The organism is Sphingobacterium sp. HMA12, assembly GCF_002933815.1.
Lineage (GTDB): Bacteria > Bacteroidota > Bacteroidia > Sphingobacteriales > Sphingobacteriaceae > Sphingobacterium.
The window spans coordinates 1,546,302-1,570,912 of sequence record NZ_BEYR01000001.1; the positions used below are offsets into that span (position 1 = coordinate 1,546,302).

Sequence of the window (24,611 nt, forward strand, 5' to 3'; positions counted from 1 at the left end):
TTAAACTAACTATAATGAATTTATCAAAGCAAATTGCCTTTATTGGTAGTCTTGGAGTCGCTTCGCTTTTGATGGTCACAGGTTGCTCAAAGCAACTCCACCCTACGCAGAAGGATTTCCAGCAATATCATATGAATAAGGATGTACAAGCAGATCCTACTGTCGTTTCCATTTATGAGCCGTTTAAGCAAAAGATGGAAGCTGAAATGAACCGTGTTATCGGACATGCCGACAAGGCCCTCACGAAAGAGAAGACCGCCGAGACGCTAATGGGAAATTTTTTCTGTGAAGCGCTATTATGGATGAGCGAGCATTATGCCCATAATCCCGCAGACCTGGCCTTTGCAACCAAAGGAGGAATTCGTAACGATCTCAAGGCAGGAGATATCACCGTGGGGCATATTTTTGAAGTAATGCCATTTGAAAATACATTGACGATTATCGAACTAAAAGGCAGTCAAGTACGTCAGCTTGCTGATTATATCGCCATCACACATGGCCAGCCCATTGCTGGTATGACCTTAACGATAACAGGCAATATAGTTCAGGATATAAAAATAAAAGGACAAGCAATCGATGACAACAAATTATACAAACTGGTCACCTATGATTATCTTGCCAATGGTGGTGATAACCTCGTGTTATTAACGCAATCGGTCTCCAGAACCAACTACCCCCAACGGATGCGTGAAGGTTTAATAGAATATGTAAGTGAATTAACAAAAGCAGGTAAACAAGTAAATGCGGAATTAGATGGAAGAATTAAAATCAATTAATCGGAGAACGTTTATCAAGCAAGCCGGTGGATTTTCCGCAGCACTTGCTTTGGGTTCATTACCTTTTCAGGCGGTTGCCGAAAATAAAAAGATCAAATTGACCATTTTACATACAAACGATGTGCATAGTCGCATTGAGCCCTTTCCAATGGACGGTGGTAAATATCAGGGATTGGGAGGCGTGGCCCGCCGTAGCACATTAATCAATAAAATCCGTAAGGAGGAAAGGAACCTCTTATTATTGGATGCAGGCGATATGTTTCAGGGAACACCCTATTTTAACCTTTTTGGAGGTAAATTGGAATTGGACCTCATGACGAAATTGAGATATGATGCCGGGACTTTCGGTAATCACGAGTTTGACAATGGTCTAGACGGCCTCGTAAAATATCTGGATCACGCCAAATTTCCATTTCTGACGGCCAACTATGATTTTAAAGGTACTGTACTTGAAGGGAAAACGCAGGATTATACGATATTTCATAAAGGCGGTATTAAAATAGGTGTATTCGGACTTGGTGTTGATATCGAAGGTTTGGTAGATCCCAATAATTATAAAGGCATGAGCTATCTGGATCCGATCGAAATCGCTAACAAAATTGTTAAAATCCTAAAAGAAAAGCATAAGTGCGATCTTATTATCTGTCTTTCACACCTTGGATATCAATATGAGAATGATAAGGTTTCAGATCTGGTACTTGCCTCCAAAACATCAGATATTGATCTGATCATCGGCGGTCATACCCATACTTTTTTAAACGAACCGACCTTGGTCACAAATTTAAAAGGAGCGCAGACAGTAATCAACCAAGTGGGTTTTGCAGGCATTAACCTCGGCCGAATTGATTTCATTATGGAACCCGGCTCTGGTAAAAAACAAATGGTAGCAAGTACCTATGAGATTGACCCGTCAATCGAAGAGTCATTATTGGCATAAATGTTATCAATTTAAAATAGATGCCAAATTGACCATAATCAATTTGGCATTTTTTTATCAAAATGAGTTGTCGCTTTTATAAGCCTGAGCCACCCCCTCTATCGGGATGACAATAAAGCGCTGATAAAATCAACACGGTCTAAAAAGCAAATTATTTGCATGAAAAAAATTATATCCATATACCTAGATTCTTTTAAAGGCCTCTCGCAGGCAGCCTGGCTTTTGGCCATTGTAATGTTGATCAATAGAATGGGTAGTATGGTCATCCCCTTTTTGGGACTTTATATGACGCAAGTACTTCATTTCGATATTAAGCAAGTCGGAATTGTCCTGATGAGCTACGGTATAGGTTCTGTATGCGGTTCCTATATCGGCGGATGGCTAACAGATCGGATAGGCAGTTTTAAGGTGCAATTCGGGAGCCTGGTGTTGGCTTCCCCCTTATTTCTATTAATCCCCTATTTTAAAGAAGTTCAATCCCTGTCCATCATGATCTTTACGCTAAGTCTGATTTTTGATGCGTTTAGACCAGCGAATTCTGTTTCTGTGGCCAGCTATGCCAAGCCCGAAAATATAACCCGCGCATTTTCACTAAACAGACTGGCTATCAACCTGGGCTTTTCAATTGGTCCCGCTGTTGCCGGTTTCCTTGCCACTATTTCATTTAACTGGATTTTCTATGGAAACTCCTTTGCCGTGATGTGCGCAGCGGTAATTTTCTTTATCTTTTTTAACAAAAGACAAAAAAGAACTGATGTTAAAGCAAAAAAAGACGCTTTAGTACACAGCGAGGTAGCAAACCAAAGCCGCAACCCCTATACAGATATTCCATTTGTGTTATTTAATATCTTCTGCTGTATTTTTTCATTTTGCTTTTTCCAGTTAATTACGACCTTGCCGATATTTTACCGCGAAGTGCATCACTTGGATGACCATCAGATTGGATTCCTATTGGGCTGGAGTGGTTTTGTAATTGTTTTATTGGAGATGTTTGTTGTCCATCTTGCGGAAAAGAGATTTTCACTGGTCAGCACCTTGGTCTTTGGGACGTTTCTATGTGCTAGTTCGTATGCCATGCTGAATTATATGGGCGGACTCGGCTGGCTATATTTCACCTTCTTTATTTTTGGTCTTGGTGAGATGCTGACATTGCCATTTATGGCTACTGTATCGGTTAACCGCTCTAGCCCAAAAACGCAAGGTGCCTATATGGGCTTCAATTCCCTGGCATTCTCTGCAGCAAATATTTTTTCGCCTCTGCTCGGAACATCTATTGTTGACTCCTTTGGTTTCACCACACTTTGGTGGGCAACAGCGCTGACACTTTTCTTCACGGGACTTGGTTTTTACCTCGTCCTAAAATGGATGCGATAGACAACAAAGGGGGCATTTCAGTTGAAATACCCCCTTTGTCGTTCAATAAGATCCGGAGATTTCCCTACCAGATCTTAATACGTTTATCCATCGGTACAAACATCTTGTCGCCATCCTTCGTTTCCCACGCGGCATGAAACGCATCTAAATTGATAATCGGAGCAAAAGCCCGATATTGCGCAGGAGAATGTGGATCTGTTTTTACCTGATTCACAACAAATTCATCGGTTGTCTTGGTTCTCCAAATAGTAGCCCAAGAAAGGAAAAAACGCTGGTTTTGTGTAAATCCATCGATTAGACCGGGATTTCCTTTATCTTTTAAATAAAGCTGTAATGCATCGAATGCAACAGAAGAACCGCCCAAATCACCAATATTCTCACCTAAAGTAAAACGACCATTTACAAAAACTCCTGGAACTGGTTCATAGGCTTCAAATTGTTTCACCAAGGCATCTGCCGCGGCTTCAAATTTAGCTTTGTCGCCATCCGTCCACCAGTTATTCAAATTTCCGTTTCCATCATATTTTGCTCCTTGGTCATCAAAGCCATGCGATAGTTCATGCCCTATAACGGCTCCTATGCCTCCAAAATTGACGGCTGCATCCGCTTTGTAATCATAGAACGGAGGCTGAAGAATTGCTGCTGGGAATACAATTTCGTTAAACAACGGACTGTAATAGGCATTGACTGTCTGTGGCGTCATTCCCCATTCAGATTTATCAACTGGCTTGTCCTGTTTCGCAAGGTTCTCATAAAAAGACCATTTACTGGATGATAAGACATTATCGTAAAGCGAAGTTCCAACATCCAGTTTGCTATAATCTTTCCATTTGTCCGGATAGCCAATCTTTACTTTAAATTTCGACAGTTTTTCGAGCGCCTTTACTTTTGTGTCTGCGGACATCCATGTTAAACCATTGATATGTTGCCCAAATGCTTTTACAAGATAGCTTACCAGTTCTTCCGCGTCAGCCTTCGCCTGTGGTGGAAAACTCTCTTTCACATAGAGTTTTCCTAAGAGCTCTCCGGCAATAGAATTAACGAACTCTACCCCCCGTTTATCCAGCGCTCGTTGCTGCTTCTGCCCTTTCAGCTTACGACCCCAGAAATCAAAAGAAAGGTCATTTAATTCCTGTGTTGTATACGAGGCTGCGGTATTTAATAGATGAAATGTTAATATATCCTTAATGATCGGGAGATTCGCAGGGTTGAAGATCTTATCTAAATTTTCATAGTATTTCAGTTCAGGTACAATAACGGTATCTGCTTTGAAGCCAACATCACGTAGATATTTAGCAATATCGACGTTTTTTACCATCTTCTTCAAATCAGCAACTGCTACCGGATTGTAGCGGCCGTTTGCGTCTCGCGACTGTTCAACAGTTTTTAGATTAGCGGCTAATTCTTTTTCAAAAGCGACAATTTTAGGACCTTTAAGATCTTTCGTACGTTGACCCGCCTTGGAATAAAGCGCTGAAATATAATTTGAATAGTCCTTTAAGGTCTCTTCATTTTTTTGATCCTTTACCTGATAATAGGAACGGCCTAAGCCTAAGCTTCCCCCACCCAAATAAACCGTATTGACATTCGAATTTTTGAGATGTGCATAAACATATCCACCAAAAAAAGGGTTACCTCCTATGGGTGCCACCTCTACCAAATATTTATAAAGATCATCAAAATTCTTGATCGCATTTATTTTTGTCAAATAGGGTTGAACAGGTCCCAAGCCAAGCTTGTCGCGTGTCTTCATGTCGACAAAAGATCTGTACAGATCACCAATCTTCTGGTTATCCGTCCCCTTTTCGAACTGGCCAGACAATGATTCTTGCAACACCTTCAGCGTGGCAATATCTGTATTCTCACGCAACTCATCAAAAGATCCCCAACGCGCTTTATCCGATGGTATCTTAACAGTCTTCATCCACTGACCATTTACAAAATTGTAGAAATCATCCTGCGGACGAACGGTTTTATCCATGTAGTTTACATTGATCGCATTATTTTGGGCATAACCGGCCAAAGAACCGCAAGCCAACAAAGCTGCTAACAGTATATTTCTCTTCATATAATATTTTAGTTTGTTATCTATCCACACAAACTTAAGAAAAGTTTTGCTATTGTTCTTAACACAAAACATAGTTTTGCTGACAACAAAAATAATATATATATATTATTATGTCTGCGTCTTGTTTCTCGTCGATTTACGGAGAAGAAGGAAGAAGACAATCAGAAATAGCGCCACACCCGCCAGCCAAATCCATGGATTGGCATACCATAGGGTGCCGTTTGCCTCTCTGAGTTTTTGATTTTCCTCAATGGGTACGTCCGCATATAATGCAACAAAGGAAGAGAGCAAACAAAATAGTACAGACATTCTTTTCATACGACCTACTTTATATAGATAGAATGCTCCGCCGGCCTATTTAGTTTGCTTAGTATAAAATTTGTGTTCAGTCCTTCTGTCTGATTTCCCCCAGATGAACGACATCTTTTAAATCAAAAGGTGTTTCCTGGTAAACAAAGTAGTTAAGCCAATTATTAAATAATAGATTTGCATGACTCGTCCATCGTACCAAAGGTTGATTGTCAGGATTGTCATCGCGATAATAGTTCGCTGGCATACGTATAGTTTGGCCTTTTTCTAAATCTCTTTTATATTCTTCATCCAATGTAAAAGGCGCATACTCGGAATGACCAGTTAGATAAAACTCACGTCCGCCACGCGAAGACGCAATTGCAATGCCAGCCTCGGACGATTCAGAAAGAATTTCTACGCCGCTTTTGGTAAGCAAATCCTCTTTTTCAATAGTTGTATGCCGGCTATGCGGAATAAAAAACTCATCGTCAAATCCACGGAATAATGGATGTCTTTTGTCGAGCGCAGTATGTTTGAATACGCCAAAAAGTTTCTCTTCCAAAGGTTTCTTCTCCACCGAATAGAAATGGTATAAAGCAGCCTGTGAAGCCCAACAGATATATAAGCTCGAAGTGACATGCGTTCTCGCCCAGTCAAAGATTGTCTGGATCTCATTCCAATAAGTCACCTCTTCAAACCGAACCATTTCCACAGGTGCGCCCGTGATGATCATACCGTCGTAAAAGTTCTCTTTCACTTCACTCAGGCTTTTATAAAACATCTCCAAGTGTTCCTCGGGTGTATTTTTGGACACGTGGGTTTCCAGTCGAAGAAACTCCATCTCCACTTGCAAAGGATTATTGGAAAGTAAACGAATAAAATCGGTCTCTGTTGTGATCTTAAGCGGCATGAGATTAAGGACCAAAACACGTAATGGTCTAATATCCTGCTCATTTGCTCTTAAGTCACTCATGACAAAGATATTCTCCTTTTTTAAAAGTTCTATCGCAGGAAGGTTATTAGGAAGTTTGACGGGCATATATAAATTCTCCTTATACAATTAGCATGCAAAATTAGCAAGAAAATGGCAGAATACTAAATGAATCCGCAAATTTAAGTTTGCACCGAATGAGCAGATTCAATTACCTTCCAACTTATTCTTCAGTTAATTGTTTTAAGGCCTCTCTAAACTTCACTGATCCGAAATTCATCCCTCCAACATGCTTGTTGACCAATTTGCCCACCTTATCCAGTATAATGGTGGTCGGTATACTTGTCGTACTCCATTCTTTTGGCAATGCTGAATTTAGTTGATAGAGCGGAAGACTATACTTCCGCTTTTTTAGAAATTTCGCTGAAGATTTTAGGTTACCGTCAACGTCCACGGACAAAAACACGATCTGGCTATTCTCCAGAAAATCCTTATACAGCTTGTCCAGAGAAGGCATTTCCGCCAGACAGGGTGAACACCATGTCGCCCAAAGATTGATCAGGACAACCTTACCTTTGAGCTGATTTAATGAAACAACATTTCCTTTGTTGTCTTTAAAGCTAACCTCCTCATTCTTGCTTAACATAACTGTCCTTTCTTTCTGTTCTCCGGGATGGGCATAACTGAATGTTGTATCGACGAATAGTATAGAAAGCAATAAGCTAGCGGTAATCAATCTGAATGTATTTTTTATTTCCATCTTGTTTTCTCCAATAAAAGGACATTAACTTAAACGTCTGATCTAGCAAATGATTGTACGGATATCAACCGATTTAAACCGTCTGATTAAAAGATTTAAATCTTGAAACTATCAAACATAATATAGGAATAAACAGGTATTTAGTTCGAATAAAACGTAGCCCAAATTTATTCCTGATCTGAAACGGCTGATTTTGTGCAGTTCAACAACTGAAAGAAATGATTTGTCTAAAAGTTATTACAAACAAATTTACGGATATGCTTATTATATACTATATAATAAGTAAATCAATATGAGCAAGGAAAAATCAATTCAGGAAATCGAAATCGATGGAAGAGTGTATCAGTATAGCTCCCTAAGGGATCTACCAGAAAGTAATATTGAGCACCTCCCTTTTAGTATCCGAATTCTCCTGGAAAATGTATTACGTAATCATGATGGATTTAGTATAACGGATGAACATGTCAGCACCTTGATCGGTTGGTCTCCGCAGCCCGTTGATAAGGATATTCCATTTAAGCCGGCACGCATTCTGATGCAGGATTTTACGGGCGTTCCTGCTGTTGTCGACATGGCTTCCTTAAGGGCTGAATTTATTCGACATGGTAAGGATGGCCAGAAAATCAATCCGGCAATTCCGGTGGATCTGGTGATTGACCATTCGGTGCAGGTGGATTATTTTGGGACAGAGTATTCTTATGACAAAAACGTCGAATTGGAATATGAGCGCAACCGGGAACGTTATGAGCTTTTAAAATGGGCGCAAAAAGGTTTAAAAAATTTCACTGTCGTTCCGCCAGGAATGGGAATCTGCCATCAGGTAAACTTAGAATACCTTGCCAAAGGTGTTATTGCCCGTGATAATTGGCTTTTTCCAGACACCTTGGTGGGTACCGATTCGCATACGCCAATGGTGAATGGAATCGGTGTTCTGGGCTGGGGTGTTGGTGGTATCGAAGCCGAAGCCGCCATGCTGGGACAACCCATCTTCTTCACCTGTCCGGAAGTAATCGGGCTCAAACTTACAGGCAAAATTCCGGATATCTGCACCGCAACCGATATGGTTCTTTCGATTACAAAGATCTTACGCGACAAGGGTGTTGTCGGAAAATTTGTCGAGGTCTTTGGAGATGGATTGGATACATTATCGGTGACAGACCGCGCCACCATATCCAATATGTCGCCCGAGTTTGGTTGTACAGTCACCTATTTTCCAATAGATGACCGTACGCTGGAATACATGCACAGTACCAATCGAACCGAACAGGAAATCAAAATTGTCGAAGAATACTGTAAACGCAATTTACTCTGGCGCACGGGAAAGGAACAGATCTCATACTCTTCGGTAGTGGAATTTGACCTAAGCACACTAGAACCAACTGTCTCAGGCCCCAAACGCCCACAAGACAAAATTTTGGTCAAGGATCTAAATAATAAGTTTTCACAGCTATTAGATAGCGAACACCATAGGCAATATATTCCAATGCCACAGCGTTCAGAATCAGCCTGGTTGGCCGATGGTGGGTCGGGTACCGAATTTACTTTTGGAAAAGTTCCCGTTGAGCATGCTTCTCCCCATGAAGTTATTTCAGAGTCCATACATGCCGTACGCATCAAACACAATCACAAGGAATATATCGTCAGCGACGGTAGTATTGCTATTGCTGCGATAACCAGTTGTACCAATACCTCTAATCCGACTGTGATGATCGGTGCAGGTCTATTAGCCAGAAATGCGATTGAACGTGGTTTGCGCACAAAATCATGGGTAAAGACCTCACTGGCCCCGGGCTCAAAAGTAGTAACACAATACCTCGAAAGATCTGGTCTGAATGCAGATCTTGATGCGCTAAGATTTCACACCGTAGGTTATGGCTGCACTTCCTGTATTGGAAACTCCGGACCACTCCCACCCCAAATTGCTGAAGCAGTCGAGAAAGGAGAATTAATCGTTGCCTCGGTACTGTCAGGAAATAGAAACTTTGAAGCACGTGTCCATCCGCAGGTTAAAATGAACTTTTTGATGTCTCCAATGCTGGTTGTTGCCTATGCCTTGGTAGGTCGAGTGGATATCAATCTAATGGAGGAACCATTGGACTATGATCCAAATGGCCAACCGGTTTATTTAAAAGATATCTGGCCAAGTCGCGAAGAAATCACCAAAACCGTTAACGAATGTGTCAAACAATCTGATTTCCAGGAAGTATATGACGTTATTTTCGACGGATCTACGGACTGGCAGGATCTGGAAGTCAACCTTGACCAAAATTACCAATGGGACAACAGCTCAACCTATATTAAAGAATCCCCGTTTTTTGAGAACCTACAGGCAGTTCCGCAGCCTATCGAAGACATCCAAAATGCTAGGGTATTGCTTTATTTAGGGGACTCTGTCACAACAGACCATATATCTCCTGCAGGTTCTTTTAAGGAAGATACCGCAGCCGGGAAATACTTAAAAGCACATCGGGTGAATAGCGAAGATTTCAACTCCTATGGCTCTAGACGTGGTAATCATGAGGTGATGATGCGTGGAACCTTTGCCAATGTGCGCATTAAAAACAAAATTATCGATCAGGAAGGTGGTTTCAGCCGGTATTTTCCAACAAATGAAGTGAAAACAGTCTATGATACGGCAATGGAATATCGAAAAACCGATACGCCACTGATCGTTTTGGCCGGAAAAGATTACGGTTCAGGATCGTCCCGGGATTGGGCAGCCAAAGGAACTTTTCTCCTTGGCGTAAGGGCGGTCATTGCCGAAAGCTTTGAACGTATCCATCGAAGCAATCTCGTGGGGATGGGAGTAGCACCGCTTGTCTTTATCAACGGTGAGAATGCCGAAAAGTTGGGACTTGATGGCACTGAAACCTATACCATCACTGGCTTGGCAAATGAGCTAACACCGCATAAACTGCTAGATGTAAAAGCTGTTCACGACAATGGGAAAACAATCACGTTTCAGGTCAGAGCAAGACTGGATTCAGCTATCGAAATCGAATATTTCAAAAATGACGGTATTTTACAGTATGTATTAAGGCAATATTTAAAAAATAATTAATTCAGAGCCTTATTGACCGATAGCAAATAAAAGGGGGCACGATATATCGCGCCCCTTTCACAACCTATATAAAAACCTACCAGAGTTCTATTTGGACAATATTTCCGGCCAACACACCAAGATGTTTGGCGACTTGCCAAAGTTACATCCGATAACAAGGGATTTTTCTCCCTGAAGTCAGCCATTTTTGTCTTCCGGGCAATGTAAGGGATTAAATCAGTTATCCTTCCATTATCAATGATAAAACTGTATTTTCGTCTGCAATCAATCCCGATAATTACGTAGATAGACAAATCATGGAAGAACTGGTAGAGCAGACTATTTCGAATGTAAACTTCAACAAAGAATTACAGCAGATTACAGAATTTTATAAATGCACATTTGAATATTGCGATTTCCAAAACGCCGCAATGGCTGATTTGATATTTACAAATTGTGAATTTAAATCCTGTAATTTATCCAATATAAAATTAAAAGGAACACAATTGGATCATATTATTTTTCAGGACTGCAAGATGTTGGGTATCCTGTTCAATGAATGTAGTTCATTCTCTTTTCATATCGAAATGAAGAATACCACATTGGATTACGCTTCTTTTTTTGAACGTAATATGAAGAAATTTAAATTTGAACAGTGTTCATTGCAACATGTTGATTTTGAAAAAGCCAACCTCCAACAGGCTATCTTCAAAAATTGTAACTTCCTAAACGCACGGTTTGAGCAATGCAATCTGGAAGGCTGTGACTTTCGGACTTCGGTTCATATTCAAATGGATCCCGAAGCCAATCGGATGAAAAAGAGTAAATTCGAACCGGAACAATTACCAGGCTTATTGGCTAAATATCAATTGCTGATCGACTGAGCAGAATTTTCAGCATCGCGCACGGCAATGGTTTTTAATCAACAATCGACTAAATAACGGATTTCAGGGATAAAAGAGCTTATCCTAAATCATCATATTTGCCTATCAATTTTAGGTAGATGAACCTATCATGCACTTATAATGGCAAATATACCTTATCCATATAAGCTCTTGATCGTTTCCTCACCGCTAAAAGCAAATTATTCTGATGAAAAAAACATTCTTATCATTCGCAGTTTTGATGGCTGCCAGCACGGTATCTCTCGCACAGATCAATAAAGCGTTTAAAATCGATTACGCCATTGTTTTTACAAACGCTAATCAGGGCACCGAGCAGGGAGCTCCGGTCTCCCTGTATGAAGCCTATGTCAGTAATGACAAGATAAAAGTAGTCTCCTCAGCCGATGGACAGGAATCTATTTTTCTGGCTAAAAAGAATGAAGATAAGTCGACCATACTCTATCCGTCCTTATCGAAATACACGGTACACGAAGAAGAAGCAACTTCCTTCTCGATCAAATTGGTTCCGGGCCAAACTAAAAATATCGCCGGTTACCCTTGCAAATTAGCGCAGATCGAACTCCCTAATATAGAAGATATCGAAGGAAATACCGCCTTATCCATCTGGTATAGTGAGAAACTGCCAGTTATCTATTGGGAAGGTTTTGATATTTTCAAAAAAATTCCGGGCGGCGTTTTACAGGTAACCACACCGCTGGGCGTAGATATTGTGGCCCAAAGTGTAGCGAACAGCCAGCTGAATGACATCGATTTTATCGTTCCCGAAGACTATGACCAAGTAGATTCCATCTACAGCGAAGAACAGGAGGGTGAAGAAAATAATCAAATGGCCGAAAATCTATACTTATTTGAAGATAGTACTTCTGGTCTTATGGGACTCCAGGATGATGCCCAACAAATCGTTGTACCAGCACAATACCATTACATTACGCCATTTGTCGGTGAAGTAAGCGTTGTTCAGTTTAAAAACGAGAAATATGGTGCAATCAATCTTACGGGAAAAACCGTGATCCCTTTTCAATACGATTATTTAAGCTATGACGATAATTCGGAGCAGTTTCTATTTGGAACAAATGAAAAATATGGTATACTGGACAAAGCAGGTAAAGTACTTATCCCGGCCAATTATGATATGATTTCATTTATCAATGGCGCTTACGCCGTTTTCCAGCAGAATGAAAAATACGGGATCTTGAATCAGGCCGGAAAAACCGTTGTACCGGCAAGCTATAGCTTCATCTCGGAGAATAATGGCACACATTTCATTTGTGTCGAAAATGACAAATACAGTCTGGTTGACATAAAAACAAATAAGATCCTCACGCCAGCCTATGATTTTATTTCAATAACCGAAGAACCGAATCTTTTCCTTTCGAGTAAAGACGGCAAATACGGTTATTTGAATGGTCTGGGAAAAATTGCAATTCCTTTTATCTACAGCGGCGCAACCTCTTTCAGCGATGGTGTTGCATCCGTCACAAAAGAAGGATCTGATGATGTTATACTAATCAATACAAAAGGTGAACCGGTCGAATTGGACGCTGCTGCCGAAGCTGTCGCGGAGGAAATCTAATTCATACAAATTTTTTATAAAATAAAAGCTAGTAATCACTTACTAGCTTTTATTTTATAAACTATTTATTCAGTAATTATATCGCGCTTGCGGTCTTCTTTTTGCCAAAAATTTTCTTTCCTATGGTAAAAAGTAACACCGCAATAATGCCTCCCCCAAGTCCAAACAAAAGCTCCTTAACTATACCCGGAAAATCCGGCAAGGCGTGATGTAGGAAATCTATATAATGGGTAAAAATACCACCCGAAACCAAAATTAAGGCAATGGTACCCACCACGGCCAGCAATTTGATAATAACAGGGAGGGCACGCACCAGCAATTTGCCCAAACTGGCCAGTGGTCCTTTTTCTTTTGCATTCCTGATCAATTTATAACCCGCATCATCCATCCGAACAATTAATGCAACGATACCGTAGACCCCTACAGTAGCAAGAAGAGCGACTACACAAACGGTAATAATCTGTAAGGTTAGACTTTTATCCAATACTGTTCCCAAAGCAATAATCACGATTTCCACAGAAAGGATGAAATCCGTTGTGATCGCTGCTTTAACTTTGGACTTTTCGGCTTCCATATTGTTTTCTTCGATCACCTCTTCAACCTTGGTCTCACCTGCCTTATGTTTACGGTGAAATAAATATTCGATAATCTTTTCAACCCCTTCAAAAGCCAGATAAAATCCACCTAAAATCAAAATGTATTTGATCGCGATCGGAAAAAAGACATTCAATACCAAAGCTATCGGAACGATAATCAGTTTATTGATGAGTGAACCTTTGGTAATCGCCCACAGAACAGGCAATTCCCTCGATGCCAAAAAACCAGTTGCCTTTTCCGCATTCACGGCCAAATCATCACCCAAAATTCCTACTGTTTTCTTGGTTGCGATCTTACTAGCAACGGCAACATCATCCATTAAAGCTGCAATATCATCTAAGATTGCAAATATTCCTGAAGCCATATTTTATTAAAATTTGAACGTAAAAATATAAATTTAATTCAATTCGCAACTATGTAATTTAGCTGAATCACAAGAAGCAGTAATAAACAGATCTATTTTAATTGTGTATTTTAGATACAAATTATACCAAATATGAAAAAATCACTTTCAGCGACCGAGCAAACTGCATTGTTAAATGTGCTTATGGCCAGATTTGAGGCTAACATGCAAAGACATCAGCAACTCGTTTGGGAACCGATACAGCAAAGAATCGAAGCAAACCCGGCCAAGGCCTGGAGTTTGCAGCAAATGGAATTGAGCGGTGGCGAACCTGATGTTATCGGCCTCGATCCAGTCAGCAATACTTATCTATTTGTCGATTGCGCAACAGAAAGCCCAAAAGGAAGAAGGAGTCTGTGCTTTGATCAAGCTGCACTGGATTCCAGAAAAGAAAATAAACCTGCGGGCAGTGCAGTAGAAATAGCCAAACAAATGGGTGTCGAACTACTGACAGAAGAACAATATCGACAGCTGCAAACTTTGGGAGAATTTGATCTGAAAACATCAAGCTGGATACAAACACCTGCAGCCATCCGCCAACTCGGAGGTGCTCTATTTTGTGATCGGCGCTATAATCATGTTTTCACCTACCACAATGGCGCGATCTCCTATTATGCCGCACGTGGATTTAGAACTATACTATACATTTAGGTAACAAAAACCAACAGCCTGTTATAAACTAAATTAATATAGAAATGAAAAAATCAATAATCGTGTGGCTTAGTCTTTTCTGTATCGTTTTGTCCAAGTCAGTATCCGCACAAAGCCCCTTTCCGACCTTTCTACAAGGCACCTGGAAAGTAGTTGGTAAAGACAGTTACGAGCACTGGGACCAGATCAGCGACAGTGAATTAAAGGGCATGTCCTATGCGATAAAAAATGGTCAGAAAATAATAAGTGAGTACCTGAAAATTAGAAAACAGGGCAATAAAATTATCTATTCGGCACTAGTGATCGGTCAAAACAATGGAAAAGAAATAGATTTCGAATTAAGCTATCAGGACAGCACGTATTCGTTTAGCAATATTGCCCACGATTTTCCCAAACACATACGCTATACCCGACTTGAAGGTGATCGTCTGCACATCTCAGTTGAGGGAAAATCCGGACAAGGACATACTTTTGATTTACATAAAGTAATACATGAATCACATTGACTTAAAGCTTCAGGAACAATAATTTTTTATTTCAGTGATTCCTAATGACAGACAGTTGTCAGTTGGCGGATCTATTTTTGGAGAAAATATAAAACGCATGAAAAACAGATCTATTCCTTCTTTTAATATTATTGGAATTGCGATACGCACAAGCAATCAGAACAGTCAGGCCGCCAAAGATATTCCGGATCTCTGGGCTCGATTTTTTGAAAATGATATCATGAACCGGATTCCAAACAAAGTTTCCAATGAGCTCTATTGTGTTTATACCGAGTATGAAAAGGATCACACCCTACCCTACACCACTTTGCTGGGCTGCAAGGTTGCCCACCTCGATGATGTTCCGGATGACATGGACGGCATACGCATTGAGGAAAATGTCTACTATCATGTCGAAGCTAAAGGGAATCTGGAAGCGGGCATTGTTTACGACGCATGGCTGAACATTTGGGAAGCCGATCTCCCGCGCGCATTTTCAGCAGATTTTGAAGTTTATGGAGAAAAGGCACAAAATCCCGAACAAGCTAAAGTCGATATTTTCATCGCGCTCCAATAAGCAAAATAACTGAATAGCACCCATCGGGGCGATAACAGCTCAATTTGTTAAACCCTGACAACATGAACGGCTCTGTCAGCCAATGTAACAATAGGTATGTCGGAGCCGCCTTGCTTTTATTTTCGCCAAAATATCTTTTACCTTTGTGCCGATTTAAAGCAAAACAATATGCAGGGCACCACCACACATCGCAGGAAAATTGTTCGATATAGCTACCTTAAATTAACTGGAAGCTCAGTTATTGTGAGCGTGATCTGTTGCTTGTTGGCCTATAGCCTCAAACATATCACGGGCTACATTCAGGAAAGTATAGCGGAGCGCGTTGTACACCTAGATCGCCGACTATTTATCATCTTGCCCAGCATAGGCATCACAGCAATATATTTCCTCCGGAAATATGCTTTTCAAAATAGAAAAAATAAAGGGATCAAGGAGATTTACACGACACTCGAGACACGAAAAGATCATTTACCTTTTTTTAAAATTCCATCCCATTATATCAATGGCTTTTTGACCGTTATTTTCGGTGGATCAACAGGGATTGAAGTCTCAACGGTGGTCGCAACAGCAACGGTAGGTAATCAGGCCTATAAACGCCTCCATCCCGCCTGGGCCTATAAGACCGAACTGATCTGCGCCGGTGTTATCGCCGGAGTGACCTTATTGTTTGGCAGCGCATTGGGCGGCCTATTATTTGCCTTTGAAGTTATTTCCAGAAAATACAACAAAACACTAATGATAAGTGGTATCAGTTCAATGCTTGTTGCTTCTTTATTTGTTTACTGTATGGATGCGGCTCCCTTGTTTCACTTCGCGGCAAAGCAATGGCAATGGCAGGCAATTCCTTATATTATTATCCTGGCATTAATAGCCGGTTTATTGGCGCTGTATTTCACTAAAATTGTGATCTATGCAAAATCGTTCTTTGCTGGAATAAAGAATAATTTTATTCGGGTCAATTTGGGAGCGCTCAGTGTGGGCCTGCTGATATTCTTTCTACCGCTATTGTATGGTGATAGTTATCATGGTCTTGGAGAAATCCTGGAAAGTAGTTTGCATGGATCGGTCAATTGGCTATATGTACTCCCATTGCTTTTGTTGGTGCTGTTAAAACCTTTGGCGGCGGCGCTTACCTTGGGCGCTGGCGGTGATGGTGGCGTCTTCGCACCAAGTATTGTAACGGGTGCACTCTTCGGCGTGTTTTTTGCACAGATTTGCAACCATTATCTCGGCACCCAGCTCATTGTCATTAATTTCGCGTTATTTGGCGCAGCTGCTATGCTTTCGGCAGCCATCCATGCTCCTTTTACAGCAATTTTTATCGTTGCAAGTATCGTTCCTTCAGGTTATATACTATTCGCACCGTTGCTGCTGTCCAGTCTTGTCTCTAAATTGCTTGCCAAAAAGATCTACCCTTATAATGTGTACACCTATAAAGAAGTCGCCCATAGTTAACAGCTTGTTTGCTTTTATACAAGCTGCCAACACGAGGAATTCATAAGACCTGTCTGAAAGGCCAGAATGGATCACACAATTAAAAAAACAAAAAAGCAGTTCCATGTTAGTCCTCACGGCTACCATCGTCTGCCATGCGAACAATCTTTGGTGAGAACTTAGCCACAATATCCACCAATTCCTCTTGGGAGGCCATGACAGTATGAATGTCTTTGTATGCCATAGGCGCTTCATCCATTCCCGCCCCTAACAACGTAATTCCCTGATCAGTCAGTATATTTTTCAGTTCAACGGACGAAAGCGTTTTGATCGCCTGCGTACGGCTCATTAAACGCCCCGCACCATGGGAAGCCGATTGAATCGCCGCCATCTCACCCTTTCCGCGAACCAAAAAACCCGGAGTCGCCATGGAGCCCGGAATAATCCCCAAGACTCCTTTGGCCGCAGGAGTAGCGCCTTTTCGGTGTACTATAACCTCTCGGTCATTCCAGCGTTCTTTCCAAGCAAAATTATGATGGTTTTCAATTTTCGCCAGCAGCTCGGCACCCAAAGCAGTTTTTATCTTTTCATGGATAACTTCGTGACAGGCAGAAGCGTAATCACCCGCTAAATTCATTGCCAACCAATACTCCTGTCCTTCCATTGTATCTAAGTCCAGATAAGCCAGATGCTGCGCTTGATAAGGCAGCTTACATAAAGACTTAGCCAATTTGGTATAGTGAGCAGCCACGGTGGCCCCCAATCCTCGGGATCCAGAATGTGTTAGCAAGCCCAAGTAAATTCCTTTCTCAATATCCAGTACTTCATCCTTTTCATTGAATTCCACCATCCCAAATTCCACAAAGTGGTTGCCGCCCCCCGAAGAACCTAACTGCGTCCATGCTTTATCTTTTAACGATGCAAGCAGATTATTCTCCGAAAACAAGGAGTTTTCCAACACTGCGTGCTCCACGCGTTCGTGTTTCAGATACCCATTACCGGCGCCAAATCGCGTATGTTTCAGGATAGTTTCCTTTAATGTATCGGTATGTGTGTCCAAAAGGGATGCTGGCAGATCAAATATGGACAAAGCCATTCGACAACCAATATCAACCCCTACGCCATACGGGATCACCGCATTATTGGTCGCCAGTACACCGCCTATCGGAAGGCCATAACCTTGATGCGCATCCGGCATTAATGCACCGGCAACGGTCACAGGAAGCTTCATCGCCACGTTCATCTGCTCCTTGGCCCCCGCTTCAATTTCAGACTCCCCATAAATGGTATATCCCATGGGATTTTCATTTAGGGCAATCAGGAAGGCATCTACTGTATCCTGGCCTAATATGGCATGCGCCAGTACACTGAACACCGTATCCTCCACATATGCGGATGGATTTTCCAGCACAGCTTTAAATTTGTCCAACATTTCCGTTTTGGTCAAACCGTGTCGCTTGCTATTGATTTTCAACGCAGCACCCAATGTATGATTTTCTTTATATCCCAATGCAATCAGATCATTGCCGTTGATTCTTTTATTTTCCATTTTTTATCTTTTTGTTATTGAGGGGAATTAACCGAATTCCAAACAGGTGGCAATACCTCTTTACAATTGCCACCTGCACCTCTTTTTTCCAATTTTATATCCTTTCTATGCTCGTTATTTCACAAACAATTGCTTTAACTGATCGACAATCTGTCCATTTCCTGAAACAGATATGCTATTGATCTTTTCGGCGATTTTTTCTACATATTCCATTTCTTTCAATTTAAACAACATGTTGTTCTCCTCCATAAGTTTCGCCGTGTTGAGCAAACTTCTTGTGGAAGCGGTTTCTTCACGCCGCATAATAATATTTGCCTGTGCCCGTTTTTCTGCGATCAGCACCTGATTCATAATATCACGGACATCTCCGGGAAGAATAATGTCTTTGACACCGCAAGTTAATAAGCGTAGTCCCAGTCCGGCGATATAAGCAGTGGTATTTTCTAAAATATAGCTGCTGATCTCGGTCTTCTTCTCCATCAGTTCGTCCAAAGTCATCTGCCCGATATAGGTACGCAGATTTAACTGCATCACCGCATACAATTGCTTCTCGTATTCTCTATGATCCAACAGCGCTTTCACGATATCCACGATTTGATATTGTAAAGTGAAATTGACTCGTATCTGTGCTTTGTCCCGCGATAGAATCTCCTGTCCGACCACATCCAAGGTCAACACACGTATATCCGCTTTTGAAACTGCGATTGTTTTTGCATTCTTCCACCAAAAATATGTTCCTGGATTTAAAATTTCCGTAAACACACCATCAACAAAAAGTAAGCCTTTCTCATTTGGTTCCACTTTATATTGGCGGATATAGTAAGCCAAAGTTTGCTTTTCAAACAATTGACGGTTGACAGAAGCCGGTATTTCGATTTCCGAAATATCCTCCAATTGAAATTTACGCAACTGTAGACCTTTCCAGAATACATGTCTACCTGCCGCCAAGGTCTTCTCAAAATTATTGTTTAAGAAAACGAGCGCAATGGCGGTATCCTCCACTTCAACAATGTCAACCAATTCACGAAAGCCCTCCAGCAGTAAGAGCACATCAATGTTGTGGTTGGACGGAAATGAATGTGCCCTATTGTATAGCTCCAGTTTTTCGCCGAAACCCAACCAGTATTTACCGGTTTCCAATACGCGGATGACTTGGTTATTCTTAACCACCAATCCAATTTCATTGCCATTTACTTGTACTCTTTTCATACTATCTTTTGTTTTATACTATTATCTAATGAAAAACCTGCTATTATTTGTCCATCAATGCAGGGCGGAATCAAAAAGAGCCCATACAGACCTTTACACTTAGAAACTTCAAGACAGCTAGCACCGCGAGCTGCTATCCCCTCTTCCTGTATCGGCTCTGTTTGAGATGTTCCCGATCGCAGGCCCTTCACCAACTGTCCCGAAGAGAAACAAAGCGCTCTCCAAGACCAGACAAATTATAGCAAGCTTTAATTAACTGACCTTTCTAAAGAAGGTTAACTTTCAAATCCAGAACCTAAATTCTGTGCAATACCCTTATGCTATTCCATCCGAAAATGGAAGTGGGATTCGAACCCACACGATACAAACAAAGGCCATGCTCTACCCTTGAGCTACCCCTTTCGAGGGAAGGATTCGAACCTTCATCCCTGGCAATCTTCTCTCATGCTTTTCATCTTATCAGTATATTGAATCCCATCGGGAACAACACTATCCTGCTATACAGAAACAGGAGACTGGGATGCAAGTCAAAGCCTGAGAGTATTTTCGTGCTCCCTTCACAGAGAGGCACATATCTTAAAAGCATTTTGCTATTATTTTCATCAAAGAACGTTTATCATTGCTGACATGACAAAGATCGCACGGCGAGTATGCAGGCAAGTTGCGCAGTATAATTAAACCACAAAAAAATAGCAAACAAAAACACAACACACTGATTATAAAATATAAAAAATTTAAAATCTGACCACACATAAGAGTAAAAAAAATTAATGCGCAATTAGAATGCGTACACGAGAAAAAACCATAGCGTAGTTGACGTACACGAACCATTCGAAAGCAAAAAATATCACTGAAATCCATGATAACGGCTTCCGATATAAATACTAATTTTACGTCTGCATAAACAACATGAAATCATCCTAAAATGAGTGTAAAAATATTTTCGGCCATATTGGCTGTATTGCTTGCTAGCGCAGGCTGTAAAGGCTCGGACAAGACGAATAATCCGGCCAGGGAAATGCGTAAAAACGAAAAAAGGATCTTGCTATCGGACAGCACAAAAAACAATGATCAAGTTACGTCAAAAGCAGCTGCAGATCCGGCCAAAGAATGGCTGGAGGCCATTTTTCGCTGCGAAGGTGGCAATTCTGGAAAGTATTGTTATTATTTAGACAAAGAAGAGACCGTCTGTACGGCACGTTTTATGGAATTCCTGCAAGATGCCAATGAAATCTATGGTCCTTCTAACCTGACAGATGCTGAATTACCCGTCGCAAAAGCACGATACAAAACCAAATGGGAAAAGATTTATCCTCTACAAACACAGGAAATGTGGTTATTTGGCCGAGGCAATGATGATGCCCTAAGGATCAACAATGTACTTATCAAAAAGTTAGGCACAAATAAATACAGCATATTTATAGATTACGGCGATGATATAAAGACACAAAACGAGGTACAACTGGCTGTCGAAAAGAATAACTATAAGATTGATTATTGCAAGACAGTCTTTGTAGAATAACGGCGTTAGAAAACAGTTGATCTGAAAAAAACCACTTTCTATTTTTGAGGATAAAAAGTGGCTACATAGTACTATAAATGGGGCGTTTAAGCAAATTGAATAGGTGGCGAATTACGCCATTTTACGATATTGCCCTTATGCAACAGTCCGTCTACAGCAGAAATTCGCGATACCGCTTCCGCGGAGCAGCTTGCATCCACCAGTAAGAAACTTGCCTCATCACCTACCTTTGGCCATGTCCTATTGCCCTTATCATCCAAAGGTAATTTCCCATTTGTAGCATAATACAAACTTCGGGATAGGTCAAATTCCGTTTCGTAACCATACAATTGTGCTGCAAGATTGGCTTTTTGCAGCATATTTCCACTGCCGAAAGTGCCCCAATGATCCTGTACATTATCATTTCCTATAAGTACCTCCACTCCAGCCTTGCGTAGTTGCGGTAATGGCATGAGCATATTTCGTAAAGGAACCGAACTGGCAATGCCGACTTTGGCTGCGGCCAAACGTTCGGCGGTGTATTGCAGATCCTTTGGAGCCATATACCCCAATGCAAAGGCATGACTGATAAATGTACGCCCCTGTAGCTCGGGATTCTCAAGCACTTTATCTATTAAATAATGAATGGTTTTAGCACCTGATTCTCCCCCCTCATGCAAGTGAATATCAATTCCTTTTTTGTTGTCCAAGGCTAACTGAACAGTAAAGTCAATCGGTTTTTCAATACTTCCGTCTATACTATAAGGATCTAAACCGCCTATAAAATCAACCTTGTCCCAAGCGGCAATTTCACGCATCAGTCCGGTTGAATCCGTGTAATACAATCCATGTTGTGGGAAGGCAACCAATTCCGCACCAAAAGACGCTTTCACATGCTCGAGTGCCCTGAGCAGATGTTCCAATGATTTAGTCCCCGAGGTTGGGTCAACGTTAAAATGTGTCCTCGCAAAATGAGTTCCATAGCCTTGTAACAACATAATTAGTTTTTCGGCTCTTTCTACGGATGTATTGAGTAGTTCAGGAATAATTTCCTGCTCGCGTGCGATCATATCCTTCACCGTCCTGTTTTTAGGAAATACAGCTTTCCAAGGAAGACCGTATAACGTTTTATCCAAGTGAATGTGCATATCCCTAAATGCAGGTAATGCCAACTTTCCATTGGCATTGAATGGTCCTTTTCCATCGCCGGTTTGGGCCGGCCGAATTTCCTGTATTTTTCCATCCGTTACCGTTATGGAAAAAAGCGCGGTATCAGTTCCAATAACTTGTCCTTCCCGGTATAGAAAACCCGTTTCCAATCGTACATTTTCCAGTGTATACTGCTCACTGCGCTGAATTAATTCGTTCATGACAATATCATTTTTTTTCAAAACTAGGCTATTTGGAGCTTTCCGCTTTGTAGATATTATCACATCATTTGTAAATATTATGGTTGGGTCCTAAATTGGCTAGGCGTCATATCGGTATGGCTCTTGAAAAACTTACTAAAACTAGCATTGTCATAAAAGCCCAGGTCAAAAACAATATCCTTAACGGATTTATTCGATATTTTCAGCAATCTTTTGGCTTCCAGCAATATCCGCTCCTGAATCAAAGCAGAAGCCGATACCTGAAAAATTTTATTGCTAAGTACATTCAGATAATTGGCAGAAATGTTTAATTTCTCCGCATAAAACGCAACAGATCGTTCAGTTTTATACCAACAATCTATCAATTGCACAAATTTCGCAATGATTGGGTTATCCTGATATTGGTCATAATCGTTAAAATTGTCAGCGACAAATTTACTGATCAGCAATGCAATTACTTTGACCCTGGCGTAGATGAGTTCCCATAGAATTTCTTTTTCTTTCAAGTCTTTGGAAATCGCCCGAAATTCCTGTTCCAGAGCCTGATAACCTGATTTGGATAAAGCAATCACCAAATGCCGCAAATAATAGGATACTGGAAAGCGCAATGCAGGTAAAAGGCTTTCAAACCACGACCTGCTGATCATCAATTGCAACCCATGTGTAGGGTCTGTCATCGACCATTGATGTACCTGTCCTGGAAATACAAGGTGCAATTGACGCTCCCCTAAATTAAAAGTCTCAAAGTCTACGCTATGCGTACCGGTCCCTTTTTCGAAGAGCAGTAAAATAAAAAAATCGTGCTTGTGAGGTTCTTCAATCTCCCGCTTTCCGCTTAATTCATGAAAAAGTAAATCACGGTCGGACATTATTCCATCGTAGAATTTCTGCAGATTTAATATTGGGAAATGGTCAGTGGGATGATGCATAAACAGATTCAAAGATAAATCATAAATCCTGGAAAACAAAAATGGCAATTTAGCCAATGAAGGAATTTTCGCCCAATTAATGGGTTTAATGCAAAAATATAGTTACTTTGATTTCAGTTTATAGAAAATCGGAAGTTGCGCAGGACTAAAAATCCAGTTTAGAACGAAAAACAGCCCGACGGGTTTTCAAATAACTTTAAAAAAAAGTTTTTATATGCAGATTGAAATTGATCATAATTTTTATGAAATCGTCAGCTGGAACAAAGATTATATTCAGATTCAGGGAACACATACTCCCTATCGTATCTATGCCCCGCCTTATTACGATATTAACTCTTTGAAGCAATATATCAAGCTCAATCCGCCAGTAGACCAGGGAGAAGATCAATCCTATTCTTATCTTGAAAACCCTTATTATCTATTCAAGAAGCCTTACCTTGTTAAGGTTTTTTCGACGGTATCTGCTGCATCCATTGAACTTAAGTCAAGCAGCATCTGGATTCATCAACGAAAAAATGTAAACACCTTAAAGTTACTCAAAGCATGGAGTATAAATCTTTTATACAATGAATTGATCAAAATAGTATCTTTTTGGGAAGAACAACTGGATAACTATGCGATCAGTGCTATTCGTTTAAGCAAGCGATCGAACTCGAATTATAAAATTCAAGGCAACGAGATCTGTTTTTCTTCGCGATTGATTGAACTTGATAAAGAACAGTTGAATTTGATTGTTTTAGCAGCATTTTGTAAATTTTCTAAAAAAACGAAGAAAGAATCCGAAGCTATTTATAACTTGTACATCCCCAATTGGAGGGAGTTTAATGTATACTAAAACATGGCAGAAACCGCAGTACAATTCACCGTCGCAGTAGACGGTAATTTTGACGCACTGATTGATGATCCCGTCCAGTTTTGGGAGCTATTAAGCCCTGAACAACGTCGTCAGATTGATGATCATGTCGTTAATCAGCTGGAAGATAAAGATGGTGCTCCGAACTTGACCGATTTTAGCATCGGCAACATTTCCTTTGATTCCATCACCTCAAAAGGCTCTTTTCGCGTTCATTTCAAAATTTCCAGACAATTCTGTTGTAGTGACATTATTTCCTGTCAGACAGATTATATAGACTTCACATGCACAAAAAGGGGGCAAAAACTTGATATAATGGGCTCCTATGTATTATGGACAATCCAATAAGTTACATCTTGAATTCAGAACGAGTGAATTCAAGTCATATATATTTTATC

The 24,611-nt window shown here is 40.8% G+C and carries 22 protein-coding genes and 1 tRNA gene; 13 read left to right on the top strand and 10 right to left on the bottom strand.

The window, feature by feature from the left end:
- Window positions 1-14 precede the first annotated feature (14 nt).
- From HMAT_RS06695 to HMAT_RS06705, 3 genes are all read left to right on the top strand, one after another.
- Window positions 15-776: a 5'-nucleotidase C-terminal domain-containing protein gene (locus HMAT_RS06695; protein ID WP_233789130.1), complete on the top strand. Its 762-nt coding sequence runs from the start codon at window positions 15-17 to the stop codon at window positions 774-776.
- Window positions 754-1,713: a bifunctional UDP-sugar hydrolase/5'-nucleotidase gene (locus HMAT_RS06700; RefSeq protein WP_104381982.1), complete on the top strand. Its 960-nt coding sequence runs from the start codon at window positions 754-756 to the stop codon at window positions 1,711-1,713. The genes HMAT_RS06695 and HMAT_RS06700 overlap by 23 nt, the downstream gene beginning before the upstream one ends.
- A 159-nt stretch (window positions 1,714-1,872) precedes the next feature.
- Window positions 1,873-3,087, top strand: a complete 1,215-nt coding sequence (locus HMAT_RS06705; RefSeq protein WP_104381983.1) for an MFS transporter — start codon at window positions 1,873-1,875, stop codon at window positions 3,085-3,087.
- 64 nt (window positions 3,088-3,151) lie between these two features.
- Here the strand turns inward: HMAT_RS06705 and HMAT_RS06710 are convergent, their stop codons facing one another.
- The 4 genes from HMAT_RS06710 to HMAT_RS06725 all read right to left on the bottom strand — a co-directional run bounded on the left by HMAT_RS06710 (window position 3,152) and on the right by HMAT_RS06725 (window position 7,137).
- A complete protein-coding gene (locus HMAT_RS06710) occupies window positions 3,152-5,155 on the bottom strand; it encodes a M13 family metallopeptidase (protein WP_104383332.1) in 2,004 nt (667 codons plus the stop codon).
- Window positions 5,156-5,263: 108 nt separating this feature from the next.
- The gene (locus tag HMAT_RS06715) at window positions 5,264-5,473 is read right to left on the bottom strand and encodes a hypothetical protein (protein WP_104381984.1); all 210 of its coding nucleotides are present in this window, start codon (window positions 5,471-5,473) and stop codon (window positions 5,264-5,266) included.
- Window positions 5,474-5,540: 67 nt separating this feature from the next.
- Window positions 5,541-6,485, bottom strand: coding sequence for a homoserine O-succinyltransferase (gene metA, locus HMAT_RS06720; protein ID WP_104381985.1), 945 nt, complete (start codon window positions 6,483-6,485; stop codon window positions 5,541-5,543).
- 115 nt (window positions 6,486-6,600) lie between these two features.
- Complete coding sequence (locus HMAT_RS06725; RefSeq protein ID WP_104381986.1) at window positions 6,601-7,137, bottom strand: TlpA disulfide reductase family protein; 537 nt, start codon at window positions 7,135-7,137, stop codon at window positions 6,601-6,603.
- Between the two features lie 292 nt (window positions 7,138-7,429).
- Between HMAT_RS06725 and acnA the strand changes: the two genes are divergently transcribed.
- The 3 genes from acnA (at window position 7,430) to HMAT_RS06740 (ending at window position 12,655) form a co-directional block, all read left to right on the top strand.
- Window positions 7,430-10,198, top strand: a complete 2,769-nt coding sequence (gene acnA, locus HMAT_RS06730) for an aconitate hydratase AcnA (protein ID WP_233789131.1) — start codon at window positions 7,430-7,432, stop codon at window positions 10,196-10,198.
- A gap of 296 nt (window positions 10,199-10,494) precedes the next feature.
- On the top strand, window positions 10,495-11,061 hold the full coding sequence (locus HMAT_RS06735) for a pentapeptide repeat-containing protein (RefSeq protein ID WP_104381988.1): 567 nt from the start codon (window positions 10,495-10,497) through the stop codon (window positions 11,059-11,061).
- A 208-nt stretch (window positions 11,062-11,269) separates the two neighbouring features.
- Window positions 11,270-12,655, top strand: a complete 1,386-nt coding sequence (locus HMAT_RS06740) for a WG repeat-containing protein (RefSeq protein WP_104381989.1) — start codon at window positions 11,270-11,272, stop codon at window positions 12,653-12,655.
- Window positions 12,656-12,731: 76 nt separating this feature from the next.
- On the opposite strand, the gene HMAT_RS06745 is transcribed toward HMAT_RS06740, so the two are convergent.
- On the bottom strand, window positions 12,732-13,616 hold the full coding sequence (locus HMAT_RS06745) for a DUF808 domain-containing protein (RefSeq protein ID WP_104381990.1): 885 nt from the start codon (window positions 13,614-13,616) through the stop codon (window positions 12,732-12,734).
- A 132-nt stretch (window positions 13,617-13,748) separates the two neighbouring features.
- Here HMAT_RS06745 and HMAT_RS06750 point away from each other — a divergent pair, with 132 nt between their 5' ends.
- From HMAT_RS06750 to HMAT_RS06765, 4 genes are all read left to right on the top strand, one after another.
- A complete protein-coding gene (locus HMAT_RS06750) occupies window positions 13,749-14,306 on the top strand; it encodes a DUF4256 domain-containing protein (protein WP_104381991.1) in 558 nt (185 codons plus the stop codon).
- A gap of 44 nt (window positions 14,307-14,350) precedes the next feature.
- Window positions 14,351-14,812: a DUF6265 family protein gene (locus HMAT_RS06755; protein WP_104381992.1), complete on the top strand. Its 462-nt coding sequence runs from the start codon at window positions 14,351-14,353 to the stop codon at window positions 14,810-14,812.
- A gap of 97 nt (window positions 14,813-14,909) precedes the next feature.
- Window positions 14,910-15,368, top strand: a complete 459-nt coding sequence (locus HMAT_RS06760) for a GyrI-like domain-containing protein (RefSeq protein ID WP_104381993.1) — start codon at window positions 14,910-14,912, stop codon at window positions 15,366-15,368.
- A 168-nt stretch (window positions 15,369-15,536) separates the two neighbouring features.
- Window positions 15,537-16,823 carry a chloride channel protein gene (locus HMAT_RS06765; protein WP_104381994.1) on the top strand — a complete coding sequence of 429 codons (1,287 nt, stop codon included), beginning with the start codon at window positions 15,537-15,539 and terminating at the stop codon, window positions 16,821-16,823.
- Window positions 16,824-16,929: 106 nt separating this feature from the next.
- Here HMAT_RS06765 and HMAT_RS06770 read toward each other — a convergent pair whose 3' ends face one another.
- The 3 genes from HMAT_RS06770 to HMAT_RS26985 form a co-directional block, all read right to left on the bottom strand.
- Entirely contained in the window at window positions 16,930-18,351 is a 1,422-nt protein-coding gene (locus HMAT_RS06770) for an RtcB family protein (protein WP_104381995.1), read from the bottom strand.
- A gap of 114 nt (window positions 18,352-18,465) precedes the next feature.
- Window positions 18,466-19,560, bottom strand: coding sequence for a slipin family protein (locus HMAT_RS06775; protein ID WP_104381996.1), 1,095 nt, complete (start codon window positions 19,558-19,560; stop codon window positions 18,466-18,468).
- A gap of 337 nt (window positions 19,561-19,897) precedes the next feature.
- Window positions 19,898-19,962 (bottom strand) — tRNA-OTHER (locus HMAT_RS26985).
- A 523-nt stretch (window positions 19,963-20,485) separates the two neighbouring features.
- Here HMAT_RS26985 and HMAT_RS06785 point away from each other — a divergent pair.
- Entirely contained in the window at window positions 20,486-21,082 is a 597-nt protein-coding gene (locus HMAT_RS06785) for a hypothetical protein (protein WP_104381998.1), read from the top strand.
- An 86-nt stretch (window positions 21,083-21,168) separates the two neighbouring features.
- Here the strand turns inward: HMAT_RS06785 and HMAT_RS06790 are convergent, their stop codons facing one another.
- Together HMAT_RS06790 and HMAT_RS06795 are read right to left on the bottom strand one after the other, a co-directional pair.
- A complete protein-coding gene (locus HMAT_RS06790; RefSeq protein ID WP_104381999.1) occupies window positions 21,169-22,431 on the bottom strand; it encodes an amidohydrolase in 1,263 nt (420 codons plus the stop codon).
- Between the two features lie 77 nt (window positions 22,432-22,508).
- Complete coding sequence (locus HMAT_RS06795; RefSeq protein ID WP_104383333.1) at window positions 22,509-23,360, bottom strand: AraC family transcriptional regulator; 852 nt, start codon at window positions 23,358-23,360, stop codon at window positions 22,509-22,511.
- Window positions 23,361-23,574: 214 nt separating this feature from the next.
- On the opposite strand from HMAT_RS06795, the gene HMAT_RS06800 reads away from it, so the two are divergent.
- Complete coding sequence (locus HMAT_RS06800; protein ID WP_104382000.1) at window positions 23,575-24,195, top strand: hypothetical protein; 621 nt, start codon at window positions 23,575-23,577, stop codon at window positions 24,193-24,195.
- 3 nt (window positions 24,196-24,198) lie between these two features.
- Complete coding sequence (locus HMAT_RS06805; RefSeq protein ID WP_104382001.1) at window positions 24,199-24,561, top strand: hypothetical protein; 363 nt, start codon at window positions 24,199-24,201, stop codon at window positions 24,559-24,561.
- Window positions 24,562-24,611 lie beyond the last annotated feature (50 nt).

Bases quoted from the DNA above. Each gene is read 5' to 3' on its own strand.
- HMAT_RS06695 (WP_233789130.1), top strand. From the start codon at position 15: ATGAATTTATCAAAGCAAATTGCCTTTATTGGTAGTCTTGGAGTCGCT.
- HMAT_RS06700 (WP_104381982.1), top strand. From the start codon at position 754: ATGGAAGAATTAAAATCAATTAATCGGAGAACGTTTATCAAGCAAGCC.
- HMAT_RS06705 (WP_104381983.1), top strand. From the start codon at position 1,873: ATGAAAAAAATTATATCCATATACCTAGATTCTTTTAAAGGCCTCTCG.
- HMAT_RS06710 (WP_104383332.1), bottom strand. From the start codon at position 5,155: ATGAAGAGAAATATACTGTTAGCAGCTTTGTTGGCTTGCGGTTCTTTG.
- HMAT_RS06715 (WP_104381984.1), bottom strand. From the start codon at position 5,473: ATGAAAAGAATGTCTGTACTATTTTGTTTGCTCTCTTCCTTTGTTGCA.
- metA (WP_104381985.1), bottom strand. From the start codon at position 6,485: ATGCCCGTCAAACTTCCTAATAACCTTCCTGCGATAGAACTTTTAAAA.
- HMAT_RS06725 (WP_104381986.1), bottom strand. From the start codon at position 7,137: ATGGAAATAAAAAATACATTCAGATTGATTACCGCTAGCTTATTGCTT.
- acnA (WP_233789131.1), top strand. From the start codon at position 7,430: ATGAGCAAGGAAAAATCAATTCAGGAAATCGAAATCGATGGAAGAGTG.
- HMAT_RS06735 (WP_104381988.1), top strand. From the start codon at position 10,495: ATGGAAGAACTGGTAGAGCAGACTATTTCGAATGTAAACTTCAACAAA.
- HMAT_RS06740 (WP_104381989.1), top strand. From the start codon at position 11,270: ATGAAAAAAACATTCTTATCATTCGCAGTTTTGATGGCTGCCAGCACG.
- HMAT_RS06745 (WP_104381990.1), bottom strand. From the start codon at position 13,616: ATGGCTTCAGGAATATTTGCAATCTTAGATGATATTGCAGCTTTAATG.
- HMAT_RS06750 (WP_104381991.1), top strand. From the start codon at position 13,749: ATGAAAAAATCACTTTCAGCGACCGAGCAAACTGCATTGTTAAATGTG.
- HMAT_RS06755 (WP_104381992.1), top strand. From the start codon at position 14,351: ATGAAAAAATCAATAATCGTGTGGCTTAGTCTTTTCTGTATCGTTTTG.
- HMAT_RS06760 (WP_104381993.1), top strand. From the start codon at position 14,910: ATGAAAAACAGATCTATTCCTTCTTTTAATATTATTGGAATTGCGATA.
- HMAT_RS06765 (WP_104381994.1), top strand. From the start codon at position 15,537: ATGCAGGGCACCACCACACATCGCAGGAAAATTGTTCGATATAGCTAC.
- HMAT_RS06770 (WP_104381995.1), bottom strand. From the start codon at position 18,351: ATGGAAAATAAAAGAATCAACGGCAATGATCTGATTGCATTGGGATAT.
- HMAT_RS06775 (WP_104381996.1), bottom strand. From the start codon at position 19,560: ATGAAAAGAGTACAAGTAAATGGCAATGAAATTGGATTGGTGGTTAAG.
- HMAT_RS06785 (WP_104381998.1), top strand. From the start codon at position 20,486: ATGAGTGTAAAAATATTTTCGGCCATATTGGCTGTATTGCTTGCTAGC.
- HMAT_RS06790 (WP_104381999.1), bottom strand. From the start codon at position 22,431: ATGAACGAATTAATTCAGCGCAGTGAGCAGTATACACTGGAAAATGTA.
- HMAT_RS06795 (WP_104383333.1), bottom strand. From the start codon at position 23,360: ATGCATCATCCCACTGACCATTTCCCAATATTAAATCTGCAGAAATTC.
- HMAT_RS06800 (WP_104382000.1), top strand. From the start codon at position 23,575: ATGCAGATTGAAATTGATCATAATTTTTATGAAATCGTCAGCTGGAAC.
- HMAT_RS06805 (WP_104382001.1), top strand. From the start codon at position 24,199: ATGGCAGAAACCGCAGTACAATTCACCGTCGCAGTAGACGGTAATTTT.